The following is a 22,082-nucleotide window of genomic DNA, read 5'->3' on the forward strand; positions in this document are numbered from 1 at the left end:
GGAAAAGGTAAAAAGTGCAGCAGTTAGCCCGCTCTGTCGCCCTCGCATTTAATAATTTGCCGCGCCCCCACCGCGTAATGCTGGGTTCATTAACTGTTGTGACATTGGCCGTCGCCGTGTGGCGGCCTTATGTCTACCATCCTACCGATGATGTGATGCCGATTGTTCGAACCATTGAGTTGGACAAAAACGAGCTTCGCACGTTGTTACCGGAAGCCAGTGAGCCGATTGATCAAAGCACACCAGAACCGGATGATGAATTGCCAGCGGACGACATCGATAAAGATGTCCCTGAAACCAGCGGTGTCCACGAATACACCGTTTCTTCTGGCGATACATTGAGTAGTGCCCTTAATCAATACGGAATCGATATTAGTAATATCAACGCATTGGTGAGCAGCGATAGCGATCTGCGAAATTTACAAGTGGGCCAGCAACTTAGCTGGACGCTGGCCGATGATGGCAGCCTGAAAACGTTGTCTTGGGAAATTTCTCGTCGTGAAACCCGCACCTATGAGCTTACCGATACAGGTGGCTTTAAGATGCAGTCTGAAATGCAGAAGGGCGAATGGCGAAACAACGTATTGCAAGGTGAAGTGCGGGGTAGCTTTGCCGCCAGCGCACAGCGTGCTGGCTTAAGCAGCAGCGAAACCAGCGCCGTAATTAAAGCACTGCAATGGCAAATGGATTTCCGCAAACTGCGTGCAGGCGATCAGTTCAGCGTATTGATGTCGCGAGAAATGCTGGATGGCAAAAGTGCGCAAAGTCAGCTGTTGGGCGTGCGTTTGCGCTCGGGTGGTAAAGATTATTACGCTTTCCGTGCAGAAGACGGCAAGTTTTATGATCGTAATGCATCGGGCCTTGCTCGTGGGTTTATGCGTTTTCCAACCGTTAAACAGTATCGCGTTTCATCGAACTTCAACCCACGTCGTTTGAATCCGGTCACGGGGCGCGTCGCACCGCATAAAGGTGTCGATTTTGCCCTGCCAATCGGTACGCCAGTGCTGGCGGTAGGCGATGGTGAAATTGTTGTCGCGAAGAACGGTGGTGCAGCAGGTAACTATGTGGCGATTCGCCATGGTCGTCAGTATATGACGCGCTACATGCACATGAAGAAAGTGCTGGTAAAACCAGGGCAAAAAGTGAAGCGTGGCGACCGTATTGGTTTGTCAGGTAACACGGGACGCTCAACCGGCCCACACCTGCACTTCGAAATCTGGATCAACAACCAGGCGGTCAATCCTCTGACGGCGAAACTGCCGCGTATGGAAGGATTGACCGGCAAAGAGCGCACCCAGTACATGGCTCAGGTAAAATCCTGGCAGCCTCAGTTGGGACTTAAGTAAGCGTTTTTTGAGCAGTAATGCGAAAAACCGACGGTTATTCCGTCGGTTTTTTCATATCTGGTGCGGGATGATTGCAAATTTGCACGTCGCCACTATCATTAGCCGGTCATTGATTGAGGCGAGTGCATGGAAACCCGTAAAAAAAATAACATCGAGTTTATTCCCGTTTTTGAACGTTCATTTCTCAAACCTAAATACTGGGGCAATTGGCTGGGGATTGGTGCCTTAGCGGGTATGGCGATGTTACCTGCCAAAGTGCGCGATCCTATCCTGGGTAAATTAGGGCGGTTCACGGGTAAACTTGCTAAAGGCGCGCGGCGCCGTGCCTTGATCAATCTCTATTACTGCTTTCCAGAATTGAGTGAAGAACAGCGCGCTGAAATTGTTGATCGCATGTTTGCCACTGCGCCTCAAGCCATGGCCATGATGGCAGAGCTCGCCATACGTGGCCCGGGACGTGTTCATCAGCGGGTTGAATGGCATGGTCGTGAAATTATCGACCAGATGCAGGCTGAAAAGCAGAATGTGATTTTACTCGTACCACACGGTTGGGCGGTGGACATTCCTGCGATGCTGCTGGCTTCAGAAGGCCAACCGATGGCAGCCATGTTCCACAATCAAAGTGATCCTTTGCTGGATTACGTCTGGAACAGTGTGCGTCGTCGCTTTGGTGGTCGTCTGCATGCACGCAACGACGGCATTAAACCTTTTATCGGTTCGGTGCGTCAGGGCTATTGGGGCTATTATCTTCCCGATCAGGATCACGGCGCTGAGCACAGCGAGTTTGTCGACTTTTTTGGCACCTATAAAGCGACGTTACCGGCCGTTGGCCGCCTGATGAAAGTGTGTCGGGCACGCGTGGTGCCGCTGTTCCCGGTTTATAACGAAAAGACCCATAAACTGGAAATCTATGTACGCCCGCCAATGGATGATTTACTCGACGCAGATGACTACCATCTGGCGCGCCAGATGAATGAAGAAGTCGAAGTATTCGTTCGACCGCATCCAGAACAATATACGTGGATTTTGAAGCTGCTTAAAACGCGCAAAGAGGGCGATATTGAACCTTACCAGCGCGATGAGCTTTATCCTCGTCATCCTCGAAAGTAACAAAAAGGCCGCTGTTGCGGCCTTCCTCTCAAGAAGCTTATAGAGAAGTCACCTGAGCACGTTTTTTACGTTCTCGCAGAAACAGCGTGACTAATCCAAACCACAGCACACCGCTAATAAAATTGATCAGGCTAAACCAAGGCGTGCCGCCGCTGAAATAGCCACTTTTCGCCAGCTCAATGCCGATAGCCAGCGTCATGATGCTGATCATTCCAAGCATTGCTGCCACGCTGCCTTTGCCCTCGCTGCTGGCGTAAAGCGTTAAGCGATACAAACCCGCGTTAACCATGCCTGCACCAAATGCATATAGGCTCAGACCAGCGGTCAGGAACAAATAGCTGTGGCTGTTTAGCAGGCTTGCCAGTAAAGCGATGCTCAATCCAATAAGAATCGGCCAGGCGGCAAATTTTACCGGTTGCTCGATAGGCACACGTCCTGCCAGCTTGCTCAGCGTCAGGTTTCCCGCGATCATTGCCAGGAAAACAGGCAGTTGCAGCAATGCGTATTGCATACGCGATAAGCCTTCGTCGTGCATTAAAATCACCGGTGACAAGGCAACCCACGTCAGGATCGGAATAAACACTAATCCAATAGCAAACGAGCCATACATCACCTGACGATCTTTCGCCAGCCGCGCATAGCTGCGTGCCAGATTAGGCAATGCCACTGAGTGGCTGCGATCGCCTGCGGTTTCTGGCATAACACGCCACAACACCACAAAAGCCAGAATGCTGCAGGCTGCAAACAGCCAAAACATGCTGCGCCAGCTGCCAACCGTTAACCATGCGGCTCCGGCTAAAGGACCCGCCAGTGGCGCAAGCAGCGCGACATTAGCCATCAGCGCCATCATGCGCACCGCTAACGCCTCATCAAATGCTTCCTGAATGGCGGCATAGCCCACCGCGCCAATGAAGCAAAGGCTAATACCCTGCACAAAGCGCAGGCTAACGAATTGCGTAATATTGTCGACCCAAGTAGTTAAAATACAGGCAGCAGCAAAAAACAGAATGCCAAATAACATGACGGGACGACGGCCAAGCTTGTCTGACAGCGGTCCCAGCAGCCATTGCAGCACGACGCCGCCCATTAAATAGGCTGTTAATGAAGTAGACACCCATTCTGGGCCGACGTTGAATTCGTTTGTCACGATCAGCATGCCGGGCTGAATCATGTCATGCGCAATATAGGTGGCAAATTCAAACAGAACCAACGCCAACGGAAACAGCAATATGCGTCCGCTCAATTGGCTGATGGGTTTAAAGCGGGCCATCTGGCCTCCTTGTCAGAAAAATAAAAACGCGACTGCCAGGCAGTCGCGTTGTCCATCATACTAAAGCCGCTGTCAGGTGCGTGAAATTAATCCACGCGCAGAATACGACTGGTATTGGTGGTGCCGGTGGTGCTCATCACATCGCCTTGAGTCACAATCACCAAATCGCCTGAAACAAGGAAGCCCTTGTCGCGCAGCAGGTTTACCGCATCATGCGCAGCAGCAACGCCGTCATTATTGCTGTCGAAAAACACGGGCGTGACACCACGATAAAGCGCGGTCAGATTCAACGTACGCTCGTGACGTGACATGGCAAAGATCGGCAGGCCAGAAGTAATACGTGATGTCATCAATGGCGTACGGCCCGATTCGGTCATGGTGATAATAGCGGTTACACCTTGCAGATGGTTTGCTGCGTACATTGAAGACATGGCAATCGCTTCTTCAATGTTGTCAAACTGCACTTCTAAACGGTGTTTAGAAACGTTAACGCTGGGGATTTTTTCTGCGCCTAAGCAGACTTTTGCCATTGCAGAAACGGTTTCAGCTGGATACTGCCCAGCCGCGGTTTCTGCTGAAAGCATCACTGCATCCGTTCCATCCAATACGGCATTGGCAACGTCCATAACTTCTGCGCGAGTCGGCATTGGATTAGTGATCATCGATTCCATCATCTGAGTTGCGGTGATGATGGTACGGTTCAACTGACGAGCACGGCGAATCAAGGCTTTTTGAATACCGACCAGTTCTGGATCGCCGATCTCCACACCGAGGTCGCCACGCGCAACCATCACGACGTCAGACGCCAAAATGATATCATCCATCGCTTCCTGGCTTGCTACGGCTTCAGCTCGTTCAACTTTAGCCACCAGCTTTGCTTCACAACCCGCATCGCGTGCCAGACGGCGCGCGTAGTTCATGTCTTCACCACTGCGAGGGAACGACACGGCGAGGTAATCGACGTTAATTTTTGCTGCAGTAATAATGTCTGCTTTGTCTTTCTCGGTCAGCGCTTCTGCTGACAGACCGCCGCCCAGCTTATTAATGCCTTTATTGTTGGACAGTGGGCCGCCAACCGTGACTTCGGTAAACACTTTCATGTCCTGAACTTCGAGGACTTTCAACTGCACACGACCATCATCAAGCAGCAGGATATCGCCAGGCACCACGTCGGCAGGCAAGCCTTTATAGTCGATGCCAACACGCTCTTTATCGCCTTCGCCTTTGCTCAGGTTAGCGTCAAGCAAGAAGCGATCGCCAATGTTCAGGAAAACTTTGCCTTCTTTGAAGGTAGATACGCGAATTTTCGGGCCTTGCAGGTCGCCCAGAATGGCCACATGGCGACCCAATTTGGCGGCAATTTCACGCACTTTATCGGCGCGCATTTGGTGATCTTCTGGCGTGCCGTGGGAGAAGTTGAGTCGCACAACGTTTGCACCAGCAGCAATGATTTTTTCGAGGTTATTATCGCGATCAGTCGCTGGGCCGAGGGTTGTTACGATCTTGGTTCTTCTGAGACGTCTTGACATGAAGGACTCCGTTAACAATTTAGCATGTCCCTTCGTTTGGACACGGTGTGGTCATTTATTCTATATGATCGACAGGGTGTGATACGACTCACATTGTAAATGTGATGTTAATTTTTTTATGAGGCGTCTTTATCCAGCCGAAGCGGCTTGTCATAACGCGACTCTTTTAAAGCGTCTTTTACCCTTTTTAGATTTTCACGGAACGGCGTACCGCGCTCCAGTGTAAATCCGGTGGCTAAAACATCGATCACGGTTAACTGCGCCAGGCGTGACACCATCGGCAAATAAACATCAGTATCTTCCGGTACATCAAGCACCAGCGCCAGCGTAGCGTGCTGGGCAAGAGGTGAGTCAGGAGAGGTGATGGCAATCACTGTGGAACCGTTTACACGCGCCAGGCGAGCCAGTTCTACCATATTTTTTGTGCGTCCAGTATGTGAAATGAGAACAAACACTTCGTCCACACGACTATTTATGCAACTCATGCGCTGGATCACAATATCTTCCGACCAGATGACGGGCAAATTAAAGCGCAGAAATTTACTGAATGCGTCATGGGCTACCACCGCAGAAGCGCCGAGACCAAAGAACGCCACTTTATGCGCTTTAGTCAGATGCAGCACCGCCTGATGAATTGCGGCTATATCCAACTGATTGCGCACGCGTTGCAAACCTGCGAGGGCGGAGTCAAAAATCTTATGGCTATAGCTTTCCACATCGTCGTTCTCTTCGACATCGCGGCTCACCCAGCTGTGACCTTTAGCCAGACTTTGCGCCAGGTGCAGTTTAAAGTCGGGAAAACCGCGCGTACCCAAGCGATGACAAAAACGGTTCACCGTGGGTTCACTGACGTCAGCGGCTCGCGCCAGCGTGGCGATGCTGGAATGAATAGCATCCTGTGGCGCAGCAAGAATTTGTTCGGCTACTTTGCGTTCAGATTTGCTTAGCGCAGCCAGCTGCGCCCTGATTTTATCCAGCATATTCATAACCCAATGAGCGTTATCACTTTTATCGATTTCAATTATTGCTGTCGCTCAAAGCAATTAACAGGGAATATAGCGCGTTAGCAATAGCAACGACGCAATGTCGGACAAGTTCGACAGGCATTTTTTTGTCATAATTCACCCCGGATTGGGTTTTGCTCTGACAACATCAGATACAGAAAAAATCAGGTAAAGCGCACGTGACAACACACGCGCAGGCGCAATCCGGTACAGAGTTAACGCTGTTGACCCCAGCGATCCGGTTTACCTGGCTCGGGGAAAAAAGTACATTGTGCTGAAAGAGAATTACAACATGGACCCGGTTGCTGAGGACGCATCGCCACCGGGTTTATCCTGCAACGAGGAGAGGAAAATGGCGGTAACACAAACAGCCCAGGCATGCGATCTGGTGATTTTCGGTGCCAAAGGCGATCTTGCACGCCGTAAACTGTTGCCTTCACTGTATCAGCTGGAAAAAGCGGGTCAGATTCATGAAGAAACTCGCATTATCGGCGTAGGCCGTGCTGAGTGGGATAAAGCGGAATACACCAAAGTCGTTCGTGAAGCGCTCGAAACCTTTATGAAAGAGAAGATTGACGAAGCGCTGTGGGATAAGCTTAGCGGCCGTCTCGATTTCTGTAATCTCGATGTGAATGACACCACGCATTTCCCAAAACTGGGCAAAATGCTCGATCAAAAAAATCGTACCACCATCAATTACTTTGCTATGCCACCCAGCACGTTTGGCGCAATTTGTCAGGGCCTCGGTACCGCTAAGCTCAATGCCAAACCCGCTCGCGTTGTGATGGAAAAGCCACTCGGCACTTCTCTGGACACCTCGAAAGAAATCAACGACAGCGTGGGCGAGTATTTTGAAGAGAGCCAGGTTTTCCGTATTGACCATTACCTCGGCAAAGAAACCGTACTCAATCTGCTGGCACTGCGTTTCGCCAACTCTATCTTCGTAAATAACTGGGATAATCGCACAATCGATCACGTGCAGATTACCGTCGCGGAAGAAGTGGGCATCGAAGGACGTTGGGGTTACTTCGACAAAGCGGGTCAGATGCGCGACATGATTCAGAACCACTTGTTGCAGATCCTGACGATGATTGCCATGTCGCCACCTTCTGACCTCAGCGCGGACAGTATTCGCGATGAAAAAGTCAAAGTGTTGCGTTCACTTCGCCGTATCGATCAAACCAACGTACGAGACAAAACCGTACGTGGACAATACACCGCAGGTTTCGTACAAGGTAAAAAAGTGCCGGGTTACCTGGAAGAAGAGGGTGCCAACAAATCCAGCGCCACTGAAACCTTTGTGGCGATTCGCGTAGATATCGATAACTGGCGCTGGGCGGGCGTGCCGTTCTACCTGCGTACCGGTAAGCGTTTGCCAACCAAATGTTCTGAGGTTGTGGTCTATTTCAAAAATCCTGAAATGAACCTGTTTAAAGATTCCTACTCTGAACTGCCACAAAACAAACTGACCATTCGTTTGCAGCCGGATGAAGGTGTGGATATCGAGATTCTGAACAAGGTTCCTGGCCTCGATCACAAGCACAAACTGCAGACAACGAAGTTGGATCTGAGCTACTCCGAAACCTTCAACCAGTCACATCTGGCGGATGCGTATGAACGTTTGCTGCTGGAAACTATGCGCGGCATTCAGGCGCTGTTTGTACGTCGCGATGAGGTGGAAGCAGCGTGGACGTGGGTAGATTCGATTATCGACGCATGGGCGGCCGATGGCGACTCTTCCAAGCCTTATCAGGCGGGAACCTGGGGGCCAGTGGCTTCCGTCGCCATGATTACCCGTGATGGACGCTCGTGGAATGAGTTCGAATAACTAAAACAAGTTGGCCCGCCGCGTGCGGGCCTTTTTGTATCTGGCGTTGCTTCAAATAATTGAACTGGCGTTTCAAAAATCGGTGAGTTCAATGGACGGCCCGGAAGCCAATCATGTATGGTAGTTGCGCTAATTCACAGGGTTGTCAAAGTCGGGCGGCTAAATCCGACATTCTCAAGCAAGGGGAAGTGATGAAAAACTGGAAAACGAGTGCAGAACAGATTCTGAAAACCGGACCTGTTGTCCCGGTTATCGTGGTTAACAAGCTGGAACACGCAGTACCCATGGCGAAAGCGCTGGTGGCGGGCGGTGTGAAAGTATTGGAAGTGACGCTGCGCACGCCTGTCGCGATGGATGCATTACGCGCGATGATCAAAGAAGTGCCAGACGCGATTGTCGGTGCGGGCACCGTGCTCAACACGCAGCAGCTGCAAGAAGTGACCGAAGCGGGCGCTCAGTTTGTTATCAGCCCGGGCATTACCGAATCATTGTTGAAAGCAGCGGTGGATGGCCCGGTTCCACTGATTCCGGGTATCAGTACCGTCTCTGAATTGATGACTGGCATGGATTATGGTCTGCGCGAATTTAAATTCTTCCCGGCCGAAGCCAATGGCGGCGTGAAAGCGTTACAGGCGATCAGCGGGCCTTTCCCGCAGGTGCGCTTCTGCCCAACTGGCGGCATCTCGCCGGCCAATTATCGTGACTATTTGGCGCTGAAAAGCGTGTTGTGTATTGGCGGTTCATGGCTGGTGCCGAACGATGCGCTGGAAGCTGGTGACTGGGATCGTATTACTCAGTTGGCGCGTGAAGCTGTCGAAGGCGCGAAATAACCGGCGTGCGGTGAGCGCGAAGCTCACCGCATGGCATTAACCCTGAACGGTGATTGACGCCGCGCTGGCCACTGCACGTGCAATCGCCTGATCGGTCGTCTCTCCGCTGGCCAACGCCACACCTAAGCGACGCTGTCCATCAATCTCTGGCTTGCCGAACAGACGAACCTGTAAACCTGCGCCCAGTGCCGCTTCGACATTCACGAATTGAATGTTTTGACTGGTCAGTTGCGGCAGAATAACGGCCGAGGCCGAAGCGCCGTATTGACGAATACCGCCAATCGGTAAACCCAGGAAAGCGCGAACATGCAGGGCGAACTCAGAAAGATCCTGCGAAATCAGCGTGACCATGCCGGTATCGTGCGGGCGCGGTGAAACTTCACTAAACACCACATCATCGCCACAAACAAACAGTTCAACGCCAAAAAGGCCATATCCGCCGAGCGCTTTTACCACTTGCTCAGAGATGGCTTGCGCACGCTTCAGCGCCAGTTCGCTCATCTTTTGCGGCTGCCAGGATTCGCGATAATCCCCCTCTTCCTGACGATGCCCAATGGGCGCGCAGAAATGAATGCCATCCACTGCACTGATCGTCAGCAGCGTAATTTCAAAATCAAACTTCACCACACCTTCTACGATCACGCGACCTGCGCCGGCACGGCCGCCTTGCTGCGCGTAATCCCACGCTTTGTCCAGCTGGCTGGCTTCACGAATAAAGCTCTGACCTTTGCCAGATGAACTCATCACCGGCTTAACGATGCACGGGAAACCGATTTCAGCCGCGGCTGCATTGAAATTGGCCTGGGTATCGGCGAAGCGGTAACTGGACGTTGGCAGTGACAACTCTTCAGCGGCAAGGCGTCTAATGCCTTCGCGATTCATGGTCAGACGTGCGGCACGCGCCGTTGGCACCACGCGCTGACCAAGCTGCTCCAGCTCAACCAACTTTTCGGTGGCGATAGCTTCGATTTCCGGCACCACAAAATCCGGTTTCTCGAGTGCAATTAATGCGGCTAACGCGTCGCCATCCAGCATGTTGATGACGTGGCTACGATGCGCAACGTGCATCGCTGGCGCATCGGCGTAACGATCGACGGCAATCACTTCCACACCCAAACGCTGACATTCCAGCGCCACTTCTTTGCCCAGTTCGCCTGAGCCCAACAGCATCACGCGCGTTGCAGCAGGGCGCAGCGCAGTTCCGAGAGTTGTCATAAATTCACCTAAGCAGTCAAAATGCGCGCGCAGTATAAACGAAAACGTTTGCGTACTCATCCTTCTCTGTTGTCTGCACGCTTTTTCCTTACTTTTCTCGCTCTGACGTTTCCTGACATCCTGGTTGTCAGGATGGGGAGCTAACAACACGATCAGGAGTGGATGATGAATAACTGGTTGCAACAAATTCAGTCGGTATTGGCGAAGAAAAGTGGAAGCGGAAAATCGTCTGGCGGATTAAGCGACATGCTGGCCCCCGGCGCGTTGGGAGGCTTAGCGACGATGTTGATCGCCAGCAAGTCGTCACGCAAGCTGCTCACAAAATATGGCGGAAAAGCACTGCTGCTTGGCGGGGGTGCCGCAGCGGGAGCGGTATTGTGGAATAAGTACAAACAGCGCATACGCGAATCCCATCAGGACGAGCCTGGCTTTGGTACGGCGCAGACGCCGGTTGATCTTCGCGCTGAGCGGCTGGTTACCGCGCTGGTCTTTGCTGCGAAAAGTGACGGCCATATTGACGAGCAGGAGCGCGCAGCCATCGAACAAAATATTCACCAATCAGGTTATGGTCAGGATGCAGAGCGTTTGATTCAGCAGGCGATGAATCGTCCGCTTGATCCTCAATGGTTAGCAGCGGAGGTGAAAAATGAAGAAGAGGCGTTGGAACTCTACTTTCTCAGCTGTGCGGCGATCGATGTTGACCATTTTATGGAGAAAAGTTATCTCTCGGCATTGGGTGATGCACTGAAGATTCCCCAGGATGTTCGCGATGATATTCAAAAAGATATTGCTGAGGAAAAAGCCCGCTTACCAGCCAGCTAATCTGCCTCTGGCGACAAAAAAGGGGTCTGTCACCGCTCCGTTTACATGTCTTCGCTTGGCATCTTCGGTCAGAGATGCCACGCTTACAGATCATTACTTTCACGGAGACGGATGTCATGAAAGCACCCATTGCGAAAAAAATTCCTCATGAAATGTCGCTGCATGGTGAAACGCGCGTCGATAATTATTATTGGTTGCGCGATGACAAACGTGAAAACAGCGAAGTGCTCGATTATCTGCGAGCAGAAAATAATTACGGCAAGAAAATCATGGCTTCGCAGCAGCCGCTGCAAGATCGGATTCTTAAAGAGATCATTGGCCGCTTGCCACCGCAGGACCATTCAGTGCCTTACGTAAAAAATGGCTATCGCTACCAAAGTCGTTACGAAAGCGGCAATGAATACGCAGCCTATTATCGGCAGCCCGCCAGCAGTGATCCTGACGATGAGTGGACGCTATTACTCGACGCCAATCAGCGTGCTTCCCACAGTGATTTTTACACGATGGGCGCGTTACACATCAGCCCAGACAATAAAGTCATGGCGCTGGCAGAAGATTTCCTTTCGCGGCGTCAATACGGCATTCGCTTTCGCAACCTGCAAAGCGGCAGTTGGTATCCTGAAGTGCTGACAAATGCCTCTTCCAGTTTCGCCTGGGGCAATGATTCGCGTACGGTTTATTATGTGCAAAAACATGCACAAACTTTGCTCTCGTATCAGGTGTGGCGACATGAGCTGGGTACGCCACAGGCGCATGACCAGTTAGTTTACGAAGAGAAAGATGATACGTTTCATCTCAGCGTACATAAAACCACCTCGAAGCAATTTATTCTGATCGTGCTTTACAGCACGACAACCAGCGAAATTCAGTTAATAAATGCTAATTTCCCTGATGCCCAGCCGCAGGTGTTTTTGCCACGCCGCAAAGATCATGAGTACAGTCTTGATCACTACGATCATCAGTTCTTCATTCGATCAAATCGAGACGGCAAAAACTTTGGTTTGTACCGCACACGTTATCTGGCGGAGTCGCGCTGGGAGACCATTATTCCAGCACGCGACCATGTTGTGATGGAAGATTTTCAGCTCTTCACCGACTGGCTGGTGGTAGAAGAGCGGCAACGCGGTTTAACCAGTTTGCGTCAGATCAACTGGGCCAGCGGTGAAACCAGCGGTATCGCCTTTGACGATCCCACTTATGTGACCTGGCTGGCGTACAATCCAACGCCGCGTACCAGTAAACTGCGTTATGGCTACTCATCCATGACCACGCCAACCACGCTGTTTGAGCTGGATATGGATACTGGCGAGCGTCGTATTCTTAAACAAAGCGCCGTCAGCAACTTCAATGCAGACGATTATAAAAGTGAACATCATTGGATTACTGTCAGTGATGGCACTGAAGTGCCGGTATCGCTGGTGTATAACCGTAAACACTATCAGCCCGGCCAAAATCCGATGCTGGTCTATGGCTACGGCGCTTATGGCAGCAACATGGATGCAGACTTCAGCGTCAGCCGCCTGAGCCTGCTGGATCGTGGATTTGTCTATGCGCTGGTGCAGGTGCGTGGCGGCGGTGAACTGGGGCAGCAATGGTACGACGGTGGGCGTTTACTGAATAAGATGAACAGCTTCACTGATTTCATTGATGTTACTGATGCGCTAGTCAAACGCGGATTCGCCCATCCTGAGCGACTCTTCGCCATGGGCGGCAGCGCAGGGGGATTATTAATGGGCGCGGTAATCAACCTGGCGCCTCAGCGTTTCCATGGTGTGGTCGCGCAGGTGCCTTTTGTGGATGTAGTCACCACCATGCTTGATGAATCGATCCCGCTTACTACCGGTGAATATGATGAGTGGGGCAACCCCAACGATGCGGAGTATTATCGCTACATTCGACAATACAGCCCGTATGATAACGTTGAGGCAAAAGCTTATCCGCATCTGCTGGTCACCACCGGCCTGCATGATTCCCAGGTGCAATATTGGGAACCTGCAAAATGGGTCGCAAAGCTCAGAGAGCTGAAAACTGACAATAACCTGCTATTGCTCTGTACCGATATGGATTCCGGTCATGGCGGTAAATCGGGCCGTTATAAAGCTTATGAAGGTGTGGCGATGGAGCTGACCTTCATTATCGCGCTAGCGCAGGGCAGCTTGCCCGAAGCACACGATTACTGAGCCTGACTGAGATATTTACGCAGCGCCTGCCGCAACGGTGGGCGCAAATCTTTGACGTTATCCAGCATCCATTTTAAATATCCCGGATCTTTCCTCGCAATCACGGCCACGGCTTGCCCACGATATTTGCCAAACGGCAACACATCGCCTGACTGCTCTGCAGGCTGACAGCGCTGCATCATTTGCGCCGCATCCCAGCCAGAGGCTTCCATAATGCGAATCAACAGCGCAGCAGTGACATAACAGTCATAAAGCGCACGGTGTGCATGCAACTCAGCAGGTGGCGTCACCTCGAGTTTCAAACTGTGGCGCAGCGCCTGATTACCATATTTGATGCCAGGCCACAGCTGACGCGCCAGTGTCATCGTGCAAATCCATTCGCCATGCATTTCCGGCAACATACGGCGATCAAAACTGGCATTGTGCGCGACGTAAAACGGACTGCCATGATAGCGATCAATCGCTTGCTCAATGGTCGGCTTTCCGATCACCATCGCTTCGGTAATGCGATGCACAGCCATAGCCTGGCGACTAATGGGGCGATCGGGTGAGATTAAATCGCTCATTGGATTAACGATCTGCCCATCGATCACGTCCACCGACGCAACTTCGACAACCCCGCCTTGTAAGCCACAGGTTTCGGTATCAATCACTCGCAACATAATTATTTCTGCTTCGGTTCGTAGGGCAGGCGAGACAGGCTCAATGAGGCTTGGCGGTAATGCATTAACCGCTGACGAAACCAGTCACGCAGCGCTTCAGGCTGTTCGTTCGCCACCATTTCGGCCACGACTGGCATGTTATAACGCTCTTTGAACGCCACGCCGGCAGCGGCTAAATCGACGTTCACTTTGTCTTTCTCTTCCTGCGAAAGCAGGGCAAGGTTCTGACTCATGGGGTTCTCCTGATGATGTCGGGCAAAAGTAATGTTTTCCCCGGTTTGAATCAAGGGTAAAGGATCGCACTGCTGGTCTCGACACCCTAAAAACAGCAGCGTATCCTTGCGCCACGTTTGCCGTGTCAGTTGCATTTAAAAGGATGATCTCATGCAGAAAACCCGTGTTTCGCGAGTAGTAATCTCACTGATTGCTACCAGCGCGCTAGCCTTTAGCCAGTTTGCGTCCGCACATGCACATCTTCAGTCATCCGTGCCCGCAGCCAAAGCCGACGTGACGCACTCAACGAAATCGCTGACACTGACCTTTACGGAAGATGTCGAAGCCGCATTTAGCGGCGTTGAGATCGTCGATGCGCAACAGAAACCTGTCGCCAGCGAGAAGGCGAAGCGCGATGCTAAGCAGCACGATCGTCTGGTTGTTGAACTCGCTCAGCCGCTTCCGGCAGGCCATTATCAGGTGAACTGGCATGTGTTGTCGGTTGATGGTCATAAAACCAAAGGCAGCTACCGCTTTAACGTGAACTGATCGGTGACAACGTTGTGGGTTTTGCTGCGCATGTTGCATTTTATCGCCGTGATGGTACTGACGGGTAGCGCATTTTACACGGTCTTGCTGGCACCTGCGCGCTATCGCCATGCGCTGGCGGGACATTTGCATCGCGTGTTGCAGTGTAGCGTCTGGCTGGCTTTAACAAGCGCGTTGGCGATGCTGGCAGCACAAAACGTGTTGATGAGCGGCGACTGGCATAATCTCAGCGACGTCGATATTTGGTTAGCCGTGTTCGATACGCGGTTTGGGGCGGTATGGCAATGGGAAATCCTGTTCGGGCTGGGCGGATGTTTCACGCTGCTGCTGCGTGGTCGCGTTCGTCAGCAAGCTTTGCTGTTGTTCGGCATTTTACAGTTGTTATGCCTGGCGTTGGTTGGTCACGCCGCCATGCACGATGGTATTGCAGGCATGTTGCAGCAGATAAATCACGCGCTACATTTGATAGCTTCAAGTTTTTGGGCTGGTGGATTGCTTCCACTGTTACTGCTAATGCGAGAAGCACGTCGAATTGATTATCGAACTGATGCCATCCGTACCATGATGCGATTTTCTCGTTATGGTCATCTCGCGGTCGCATTGGCATTGATAACGGGACTGATTAACAGCCTGGTGATTGCTGGCTGGCCGCTGATCTGGCGCGATAATATCTACGTCACGCTGTTGCTGTGCAAGGTGGCATTGGTGACAATAATGGTGCTGGTGGCCTTAATAAACCGTTACTGGCTGGTGCCACGTTTTCGCCTGGCGGGCAGCGGAACGCAGCAAAAATTTATTCGCATGACGCAGCTCGAATTGCTGTTGGCATGCGGGGTGGTTGGACTGGTTAGCGTATTTGCTACGCTTTCACCAGCCTGAATGTGAACAAAACGAATGTGTACAAGGTAGGCTATTTTGTTGAAGAAAGTGATTCCCGCAATCCTGTTGTTCTCTGTCTGCGGCCAGGCGCTGGCGGCTCAAATCATTACCGTTAGCCGCTTTGAGATCGGCAAAGATAAGTGGCCCTTTAACCGCGAAGAAGTGATGTTGACCTGTGAGAAAGATGGCTCGCTTTTCGCCATTAACCCCAGCACTCTGATGCAGTATCCGCTTAACGATCTTGCTGATGCACAATTCAAAGCGGGGCAGGTGAAAGCCCAACCCATCAGCGTGATTCAAACCGAAGATAAAGCCAATCCAGGCAACATGATGAGCTTGCAGCCTATTGTTGATCGCGCTCAGGCGCTGTGCGGTAAGTAAATTCTCAGGGTGCAGCGTTGCGTTGCACCCGTTTCATGCACTTTTCTGCCGTCCGGATCACAAACTGATCCGCTTTCTGCCCCTCACAGCCCGGTCGGCTGGAAAATCTACCACTCTGTTCTAATCTTAAGATGCAAGGCGAAACCGCCTTCATTAATGCCAACTTTTAGCGCACGGCTCCTTGAGAGCCATTTCCCTGGACCGAATATAGGAATCGTATTCGGTCTTTTTTTGCCTGTATGATTTAGAACAATAAAAAATGAAATGCCCGAATATTTTTTATTTGGTTTAAACCATTACGTATTCATTCAAAAGAGCTGAGGCGTAGCACTCCACGCTATTCACAGAAAATGAATGATTTGTGTTGCAGCGCTTTGGTCTGTTCAACATGCGTAACCAGAGCGAGTTTAGCAACGCGATGGTTGCCAGTGCTTTGTTAGCGATGAGCTGAGCAGGCTCGCCGTCGTCGTACAGGCGATCTTATGAACTGAACTAAAAAAACCGCCTCAGTGGGCGGCGGCTGTTTCGAGTGAAATAATTAACTTAACATCGTCGGCTGCCAGTGATTTATAGCAGCTATGACTTCACTCTCATTTAATGGCGCATTATGGGCGATAAGATATTGTGCTGGGCCATAGGAGAATACCGTTAATTCATAAGGCTCATTATCGAGAGTAATGCTGTCAGGAAAATCAGGAACACCTTCATACTTTTGGAGGGTGACTAAAGGTTCTGGTTTACCTTTAAATATCAACATGTCATGTTTCATTTTCCTTACTCCTTGTTATGCAGCGTGCCTAACTACTTATTATAGAATTACAGTGAGATGTTGCGCGCTGTGAGAATTACCGGTAATAGAATTACCGGTAATAAACGTCTCGATATCACAAGATCATTACGTATTTTGTTCTGCTGTTCACATAATCCCGCACATATCACTGAATCATTTGCCGTCCAGGGACTTTATCGACGACCAAAACTTACCTAAGGGGCATGTTCTGTGCCTGTGTTTCTCTTTGCCACCTAGCCGGGAAAAAGGCGGCATCTGAAGCGCCGCCACTATCCTTAAGCCTGCTTTGGCTGACCATTTGATGCCGTAATGCCGCCATCAACCGGTAGATTCACGCCGGTGATGTAGCGCGCATCATCGCTGGCGATAAATGCAATAGCGCTGGCAATATCTTCTGGCTCGCCCGCGCGTCTTAAGGGAATACGATCATAAAATTTGTTCAGTAATTCCTGATCGTCTTTCATATCTTCGGTTAAATCAGTCAACGTAAATCCGGGGCAAATAGCGTTCACGCGTACATTGTCTGCGCCGTAATCCATTGCCAGCGATCGGGTAAAGTTGGTTACCGCGCCTTTCGCCGCATTATAGACACTCATTCCCCAATCACCGCCTAATCCTGAAACAGAGGAGATATTGACGATATTGCCTTTAGTCTTTAATAACGCCGGGACAAAATAGTGCACACAGTGGAATACGCCATCCAGATCGACTTTCATCAATTTTTTCCAGTCGTCGAGTTCAATTTCATGGATGCGACCTTGCACCACCACGCCGGCGTTGTTAACTAAAACATCAACGCGACCATATTTATCCTGTACGCTTTCCGCCAGGCTTTTTACCTGTTCAGCCTCAGAAACATCACAAGGCACCACAAGGTGATCTCCCTTGCTTAACGATGCCAGTGTGGTTTCAAGTTTATTCTCAGTGCGACCGACTAAAACGACAGAAGCCCCTTCGTCAGCAAAACGTTTAGCGGCGGCTTCACCGATGCCGGAACCTGCGCCAGTGATCACAACGACTTTTCCTGTAAATCTGGACATGTTGCCTCCTTACTGATGGCGTTACTTTTGGCGTTAAACATACGAGGATCAAGCCTGGCATTCATGCCGTGGAGTTCAAGCGAAGCAGAAAATGTAGCCGTAACATTTTGTGTTTGAATACTCAGCCTGTTCGCTATAAAGCTGATGAGCTGCAGAAATAGGCTTTTTATAACAGCGCTAAACGTCAGCGAGTGAACCCACCACAGAGAAAATAAATTCTATTAATGATCAATCGCCTATCTCAAAATCTTAGCGTCTCGCTTGATCATATCAATCGATTGCGATTACTGTGTTTATATACAGCTAAATTGTGAGGGATAATGATGAGCAGAAGAGACGACATTGAGTCAGCGTTTCGGGCAGCCATTGAGATAGATGCGCGTGGACGACAGATTGTGACAACTGATGAGTTTTGCCGACAGCTTGCAAAGCGCAACCACAGCTGGAGTCACGGTGAGTGCAACAAATGGATTGAGTATTATCAAAGTGGTTTTAAAGATCTCACGCCTTATGAAAACGTCCACCGTATATTTGCGCTGCGTAATATGGCTTACGTGAGGTGATCGATGGCATTCGAATCACCGGCACAGGATTATATCGAGAGTCGCCTTAATCTTAATGCTTTGTTTATTCCGCATCCTGAAAATACCTTCAGAGTCGATACCTGTAATGGTTTTGTGTTGATAGATCGTGCCGCGGCTCTCCGCGCAGGTGACATGATCGCTTTCCAATATGATGGTCATTCGATGCTGGGAAAAATAGATCACGACAGGATCACGCCTGTTGAAGGCGAAGCCATCCAGGGCGAGGCGCTTGAAGCTGTAATTGTTCTGGGAAAAATGTGTTGCGAAGTGCTGAAGGTGTTTGAGCCAGATGTGCCGATTTAGCGGTTAATAAAGTCATCAGCATCATGTCCTACGGATGCGCATTCATGTCCATAAATGGTCTCGACATGGCTGTGACAGACTGAGATGCTCTGTTGAAAATAAACAGGGGAATTTTACATGCTTGAACTGCGACCTAACTGCGAACATTGTGATACCGACTTACCAGCCGAATCGCGTGAAGCGCTGATCTGCTCGTTTGAATGCACTTTCTGCACGGCCTGCGCTGAGCAACACTTGCAGCATATCTGTCCGAACTGTGGCGGCGAACTGGTGCGGCGCCCGATTCGACCCGCTGAAAAGTTAATAAAATATCCTGCAAAAACGCGGTAATGAAAACAGGCTGATTTAGAAAGTTGTGAGTGATAGTTAATATCATTCAACCTGTTTGGCCGGTGTTGTTTGGCCGGTATTGTTTGGCAGGTATTGTGCCGATAAAATTCTGTTGTCCCTAAAATCGCGAACACCTTTGATGAGTGCCGGAGATAAGCGCCGGAAGGGACACCACACAAAAGCTGCTGTCTTGAGTGATGATCTCTATTTGGCAAAGCGCTTAACCGAAAACACGCTTAACGCGGTTTATGTGCAGCCAGCAGAAACAGCATGGGACGCTCTCGCTCTTCAGCTAAAGCAGGATTAATCGCAATCTGCTCATCAGTCGGGCCCCATTCATTAAGATGATCAATGATGAAACCGTGGGCAATCAACGCGTTGATCCAGCTCGAAAGCTTACGATGCTGCTTTTTCACCCCTTCAGTAAACCAATGGCTAAAACGTTCACCTTCTTGCTGATAATGGTTCACAGGCCAGGATTTTGCTTGCTGCGCATCCTCTATCCAGCCTTGCTGATGAGGTGCTGTATAAATGGGATGTTCGCAGGAAAACAGCAGTTTTCCACCCGGTTTCAAGGCTGTAAAAAGCATGGAAAACAGCCCATCAATATTTTCCAGATAATGCAGCGCCAGTGAACTGTAAGCCAGATCGTAATGTGCACCGGGAAGTTGCAATGTTTCCAAATCGACACGCTGATAAACGATGCGTTCGGCATCGCCCAATGAGTGAGCCTTCTCCAACATTTTTTCTGAAACATCCAATCCCAACACACTCGCTGCGCCTTGTTCAATCGCATAACGGCAAAACCAGCCGTAGCCGCAACCCAAATCAACCACCTTTTTATCGTGTAGCGTTGGAAGCAGTGCACGCAACGCGGGCCATTCTGGTGCGCCATCCAAACCCTTTACTGATCGATCCAGCGTGGCGTAACCGGAAAAAAACTGTGGATCGTCATAAATATTTTGGCTCATTGAACACTCCTTTTTTGCAGAGCAAAGAAGTGTAGGGCGATCAACGCTGGGTTAACAGGGCTGACATTGAGCGCGATCACAGCGTCTATAATTTTAATTATCTGCATTTCACGTTTTCAGCCCAGGGTTAAACGATGAATTATCAATATCTGAACGGTGAGAACTGGCAAAAGATTTGGATCGTGGGTGACTTGCACGGATGCCGTAGCCAACTCAATACCTTATTACAGGCACATGACTTCGATAAGCAGCAAGATTTGTTGATTTCTGTGGGTGATTTGATTGATCGCGGCCCTGACAGCTTAGGCTGCTTAGCGCTACTTGAAGAGCCGTGGTTCCGTTGCGTGCGGGGAAATCATGAAGAAATGGCGCTTAATGCGTTACAGGGTCACGAATCACAGTTATGGGAGATGAACGGCGGTGGATGGTTTTGGCAGTTAAAAGGCGCAGAAGTAATTACTGCGCGACATGCCCTTAATCGATTAAAAGAGATACCGCTGATACTGCATCTGCAGCTTGAAGAGCAGATTGTGGTGATTGCGCATGCCGATTATCCAGCGGAACATTATGCCTGGGAGCAGGCGGTAAACTGGCATGACGTAGTATGGAGCCGCAGGCGTATTGACGGGTTGCAGCAGGGAAGGCGCGACACAATACCGGGTGCCGATGCCTTTTACTTTGGACATACGCCGCTCCAGCACCGGCTCGACGTAGATAATCTTCACTACATCGACACTGGCGCGGTGTTTGGTAACCATCTTACGTTGGTACAGGTGCAGTAATAATCAGCGGAACAGCCGTCCATCACGTACCAATTCTCGTGGGTAACTATTTTTAATGCGGCTACCCACTTTCTTGGCTAAACCCAGTGGTTGCTGCTGATAGGTGACAATCATTTCATCTCGCGTGGGCGCGACTTCAGGATAGACATCGCGACCGTGATACCACTCTTCCGCTTCGGCTGCGCTGAGCTCGAAAGTCTGATTTTCGTCTGGCTGCGCCAGCGCAATCACAGCTTCATGTTGCCAGCGATACCCTTTGGCGAATGTCTCAGCCAGCTTCAGACCAATGCGTGAAAAGCGTACTTTGCCAAGCATGGGCGTAACGTGAGTGGGGAAAAGCCAGATTTCTTTGTCGCGTTGCCAAAGCGTCAGCGATGCGTCCCACGTCAAAGAGACCGCTGCGGCAGCCTGAACGATCTCGCTTTCCAGCTTACGGCTGACATGTGAAAAAGGCAGTTTACCGACTTTATAGGTTGGTTCAGGCATCGGCTCAACAGAAGCCAGCTTGCGCAGACGCGCCACAAAAAAGCCTTCGCTGTCGAATAAGTGTGGGAAGACGTGCAGATAGCCTTCTACCGTCGCGGCCTGAGCTGCGCCCGCGAAAAGATCGTTAAGTGGCGTGATTTCAACGGCATCAGGATAGCGTTCCAGCAGCCAGGCAATGACCTGCTGATTTTCAATCTGATTTAGCGTACAGGTGGAGTAGACCAACGTGCCACCCGGCTTTAAGGCATGGAAAGCGCTATCGATCAAATCGCGTTGCGTTGCAGCAATCTCAGCGGTGCTCTCTAACGACCAGTTCTTCATTGCATCGGCATCTTTACGAATGACGCCTTCACCCGAACAGGGCGCATCAAGCAAAATAGCATCGAACATTTCAGGCAGCGCAGGTCCGAAAACGCGGGCATCGAAATGCGTCAATGCTGTATTACTCACGCCACAACGGCTGATATTAGCGTGTAAGACTTTTACACGACTGGATGAGAATTCATTAGCGAGGATCACGCCGTGATTATTCATTCGCGCTGCGATTTGAGTTGTTTTTGATCCCGGGGCAGCGGCCATGTCCATGACTGTTTCCGCATTGCTGACGGCATCAAACAGCGCTGTCACGGGCAACATCGAGCTGGCTTCCTGAATGTAGAACAGGCCACTCAGATGTTCTGCCACGCTGCCTAAGGGCAAACTTTCATCTTCTCGCGTAATCCAGAATCCTTCATCGCACCAGGGAACCGGCGTTAATTGCCAGTCATAATGGGCGGTTTGGGCCAGGAAATCAGCGACGCTGATCTTCAACGTATTAATGCGAATGCTGCGACGAAGCGGTTGCTGACAAATGGCAACAAATGCCTCGAACGCGGCTTCGTCCGGCAGGTTTTGGCGCATTAAGGTGAGAAAATCGGCGGGTAAAAGCGAAGAAGAGTCCGACACAGGCAATATCCAATAGAAGCAAAGGCGGGAAGT

23 protein-coding genes are annotated in these 22,082 nt (G+C 50.6%); 13 read left to right on the top strand and 10 right to left on the bottom strand.

Annotated features, from left to right (window positions below):
* Positions 1-14 precede the first annotated feature (14 nt).
* Entirely contained in the window at positions 15-1,346 is a 1,332-nt protein-coding gene (gene mepM / locus MUG06_RS03725; protein ID WP_215846605.1) for a murein DD-endopeptidase MepM, read from the top strand.
* Positions 1,347-1,472: 126 nt separating this feature from the next.
* Positions 1,473-2,456, top strand: a complete 984-nt coding sequence (lpxM, locus tag MUG06_RS03730; RefSeq protein WP_243077769.1) for a lauroyl-Kdo(2)-lipid IV(A) myristoyltransferase — start codon at positions 1,473-1,475, stop codon at positions 2,454-2,456.
* Positions 2,457-2,493: 37 nt separating this feature from the next.
* On the opposite strand, the gene MUG06_RS03735 is transcribed toward lpxM, so the two are convergent.
* The 3 genes from MUG06_RS03735 to MUG06_RS03745 form a co-directional block, all read right to left on the bottom strand.
* Positions 2,494-3,726, bottom strand: coding sequence for an MFS transporter (locus MUG06_RS03735; RefSeq protein WP_243077770.1), 1,233 nt, complete (start codon positions 3,724-3,726; stop codon positions 2,494-2,496).
* An 86-nt stretch (positions 3,727-3,812) separates the two neighbouring features.
* On the bottom strand, positions 3,813-5,255 hold the full coding sequence (gene pyk, locus MUG06_RS03740; RefSeq protein WP_215846607.1) for a pyruvate kinase: 1,443 nt from the start codon (positions 5,253-5,255) through the stop codon (positions 3,813-3,815).
* 116 nt (positions 5,256-5,371) lie between these two features.
* Complete coding sequence (locus MUG06_RS03745) at positions 5,372-6,241, bottom strand: MurR/RpiR family transcriptional regulator (RefSeq protein WP_243077771.1); 870 nt, start codon at positions 6,239-6,241, stop codon at positions 5,372-5,374.
* 370 nt (positions 6,242-6,611) lie between these two features.
* Between MUG06_RS03745 and zwf the strand changes: the two genes are divergently transcribed.
* A complete protein-coding gene (gene zwf / locus MUG06_RS03750; protein ID WP_243077772.1) occupies positions 6,612-8,087 on the top strand; it encodes a glucose-6-phosphate dehydrogenase in 1,476 nt (491 codons plus the stop codon).
* Positions 8,088-8,278: 191 nt separating this feature from the next.
* On the top strand, positions 8,279-8,917 hold the full coding sequence (locus MUG06_RS03755; protein ID WP_215846609.1) for a bifunctional 4-hydroxy-2-oxoglutarate aldolase/2-dehydro-3-deoxy-phosphogluconate aldolase: 639 nt from the start codon (positions 8,279-8,281) through the stop codon (positions 8,915-8,917).
* A gap of 36 nt (positions 8,918-8,953) precedes the next feature.
* Here MUG06_RS03755 and purT read toward each other — a convergent pair whose 3' ends face one another.
* Positions 8,954-10,132: a formate-dependent phosphoribosylglycinamide formyltransferase gene (gene purT, locus MUG06_RS03760; protein WP_243077773.1), complete on the bottom strand. Its 1,179-nt coding sequence runs from the start codon at positions 10,130-10,132 to the stop codon at positions 8,954-8,956.
* A 165-nt stretch (positions 10,133-10,297) separates the two neighbouring features.
* Here purT and MUG06_RS03765 point away from each other — a divergent pair, with 165 nt between their 5' ends.
* Both MUG06_RS03765 and MUG06_RS03770 read left to right on the top strand, forming a co-directional pair.
* Positions 10,298-10,954: a DUF533 domain-containing protein gene (locus MUG06_RS03765; RefSeq protein ID WP_215848263.1), complete on the top strand. Its 657-nt coding sequence runs from the start codon at positions 10,298-10,300 to the stop codon at positions 10,952-10,954.
* 116 nt (positions 10,955-11,070) lie between these two features.
* On the top strand, positions 11,071-13,134 hold the full coding sequence (locus MUG06_RS03770; RefSeq protein ID WP_243077774.1) for a prolyl oligopeptidase family serine peptidase: 2,064 nt from the start codon (positions 11,071-11,073) through the stop codon (positions 13,132-13,134).
* On the opposite strand, the gene exoX is transcribed toward MUG06_RS03770, so the two are convergent.
* A complete protein-coding gene (gene exoX / locus MUG06_RS03775) occupies positions 13,128-13,796 on the bottom strand; it encodes an exodeoxyribonuclease X (protein ID WP_243077775.1) in 669 nt (222 codons plus the stop codon). The genes MUG06_RS03770 and exoX overlap by 7 nt on opposite strands.
* A 2-nt stretch (positions 13,797-13,798) precedes the next feature.
* The gene (locus MUG06_RS03780) at positions 13,799-14,029 is read right to left on the bottom strand and encodes a DNA polymerase III subunit theta (protein WP_215846612.1); all 231 of its coding nucleotides are present in this window, start codon (positions 14,027-14,029) and stop codon (positions 13,799-13,801) included.
* A 151-nt stretch (positions 14,030-14,180) separates the two neighbouring features.
* Between MUG06_RS03780 and copC the strand changes: the two genes are divergently transcribed.
* Genes copC through MUG06_RS03795 form a run of 3 tightly spaced genes read left to right on the top strand, consistent with a single transcriptional unit; the run spans position 14,181 to position 15,818 of the window.
* On the top strand, positions 14,181-14,558 hold the full coding sequence (gene copC, locus MUG06_RS03785; protein ID WP_243077776.1) for a copper homeostasis periplasmic binding protein CopC: 378 nt from the start codon (positions 14,181-14,183) through the stop codon (positions 14,556-14,558).
* A 3-nt stretch (positions 14,559-14,561) separates the two neighbouring features.
* Positions 14,562-15,437, top strand: coding sequence for a copper homeostasis membrane protein CopD (gene copD, locus MUG06_RS03790; protein ID WP_215846614.1), 876 nt, complete (start codon positions 14,562-14,564; stop codon positions 15,435-15,437).
* Positions 15,438-15,470: 33 nt separating this feature from the next.
* Positions 15,471-15,818 (top strand): YebY family protein, encoded by a 348-nt coding sequence (locus MUG06_RS03795; RefSeq protein ID WP_215848264.1) that lies wholly within the window; start codon positions 15,471-15,473, stop codon positions 15,816-15,818.
* Positions 15,819-16,356: 538 nt separating this feature from the next.
* Here the strand turns inward: MUG06_RS03795 and MUG06_RS03800 are convergent.
* The gene (locus tag MUG06_RS03800) at positions 16,357-16,587 is read right to left on the bottom strand and encodes a hypothetical protein (RefSeq protein WP_243077777.1); all 231 of its coding nucleotides are present in this window, start codon (positions 16,585-16,587) and stop codon (positions 16,357-16,359) included.
* Positions 16,588-16,883: 296 nt separating this feature from the next.
* Positions 16,884-17,648: an SDR family oxidoreductase gene (locus tag MUG06_RS03805; RefSeq protein ID WP_243077778.1), complete on the bottom strand. Its 765-nt coding sequence runs from the start codon at positions 17,646-17,648 to the stop codon at positions 16,884-16,886.
* Positions 17,649-17,968: 320 nt separating this feature from the next.
* On the opposite strand from MUG06_RS03805, the gene MUG06_RS03810 reads away from it, so the two are divergent.
* From MUG06_RS03810 to MUG06_RS03820, 3 genes are all read left to right on the top strand, one after another.
* A complete protein-coding gene (locus tag MUG06_RS03810; protein WP_243077779.1) occupies positions 17,969-18,211 on the top strand; it encodes a hypothetical protein in 243 nt (80 codons plus the stop codon).
* A 3-nt stretch (positions 18,212-18,214) separates the two neighbouring features.
* On the top strand, positions 18,215-18,535 hold the full coding sequence (locus tag MUG06_RS03815) for a phage repressor protein (RefSeq protein ID WP_215846617.1): 321 nt from the start codon (positions 18,215-18,217) through the stop codon (positions 18,533-18,535).
* A 117-nt stretch (positions 18,536-18,652) separates the two neighbouring features.
* Positions 18,653-18,865 carry a DUF1272 domain-containing protein gene (locus MUG06_RS03820; RefSeq protein WP_243077780.1) on the top strand — a complete coding sequence of 71 codons (213 nt, stop codon included), beginning with the start codon at positions 18,653-18,655 and terminating at the stop codon, positions 18,863-18,865.
* Between the two features lie 236 nt (positions 18,866-19,101).
* On the opposite strand, the gene MUG06_RS03825 is transcribed toward MUG06_RS03820, so the two are convergent.
* Entirely contained in the window at positions 19,102-19,836 is a 735-nt protein-coding gene (locus MUG06_RS03825) for a class I SAM-dependent methyltransferase (protein WP_243077781.1), read from the bottom strand.
* 134 nt (positions 19,837-19,970) lie between these two features.
* Between MUG06_RS03825 and MUG06_RS03830 the strand changes: the two genes are divergently transcribed.
* Entirely contained in the window at positions 19,971-20,618 is a 648-nt protein-coding gene (locus MUG06_RS03830) for a metallophosphoesterase (RefSeq protein WP_243077782.1), read from the top strand.
* A 3-nt stretch (positions 20,619-20,621) separates the two neighbouring features.
* Here MUG06_RS03830 and rsmF read toward each other — a convergent pair whose 3' ends face one another.
* A complete protein-coding gene (gene rsmF / locus MUG06_RS03835) occupies positions 20,622-22,049 on the bottom strand; it encodes a 16S rRNA (cytosine(1407)-C(5))-methyltransferase RsmF (RefSeq protein ID WP_215846620.1) in 1,428 nt (475 codons plus the stop codon).
* Positions 22,050-22,082 lie beyond the last annotated feature (33 nt).

Source organism: Pantoea sp. MQR6 (genome assembly GCF_022761075.1).
Lineage (GTDB): Bacteria > Pseudomonadota > Gammaproteobacteria > Enterobacterales > Enterobacteriaceae > Pantoea > Pantoea phytostimulans.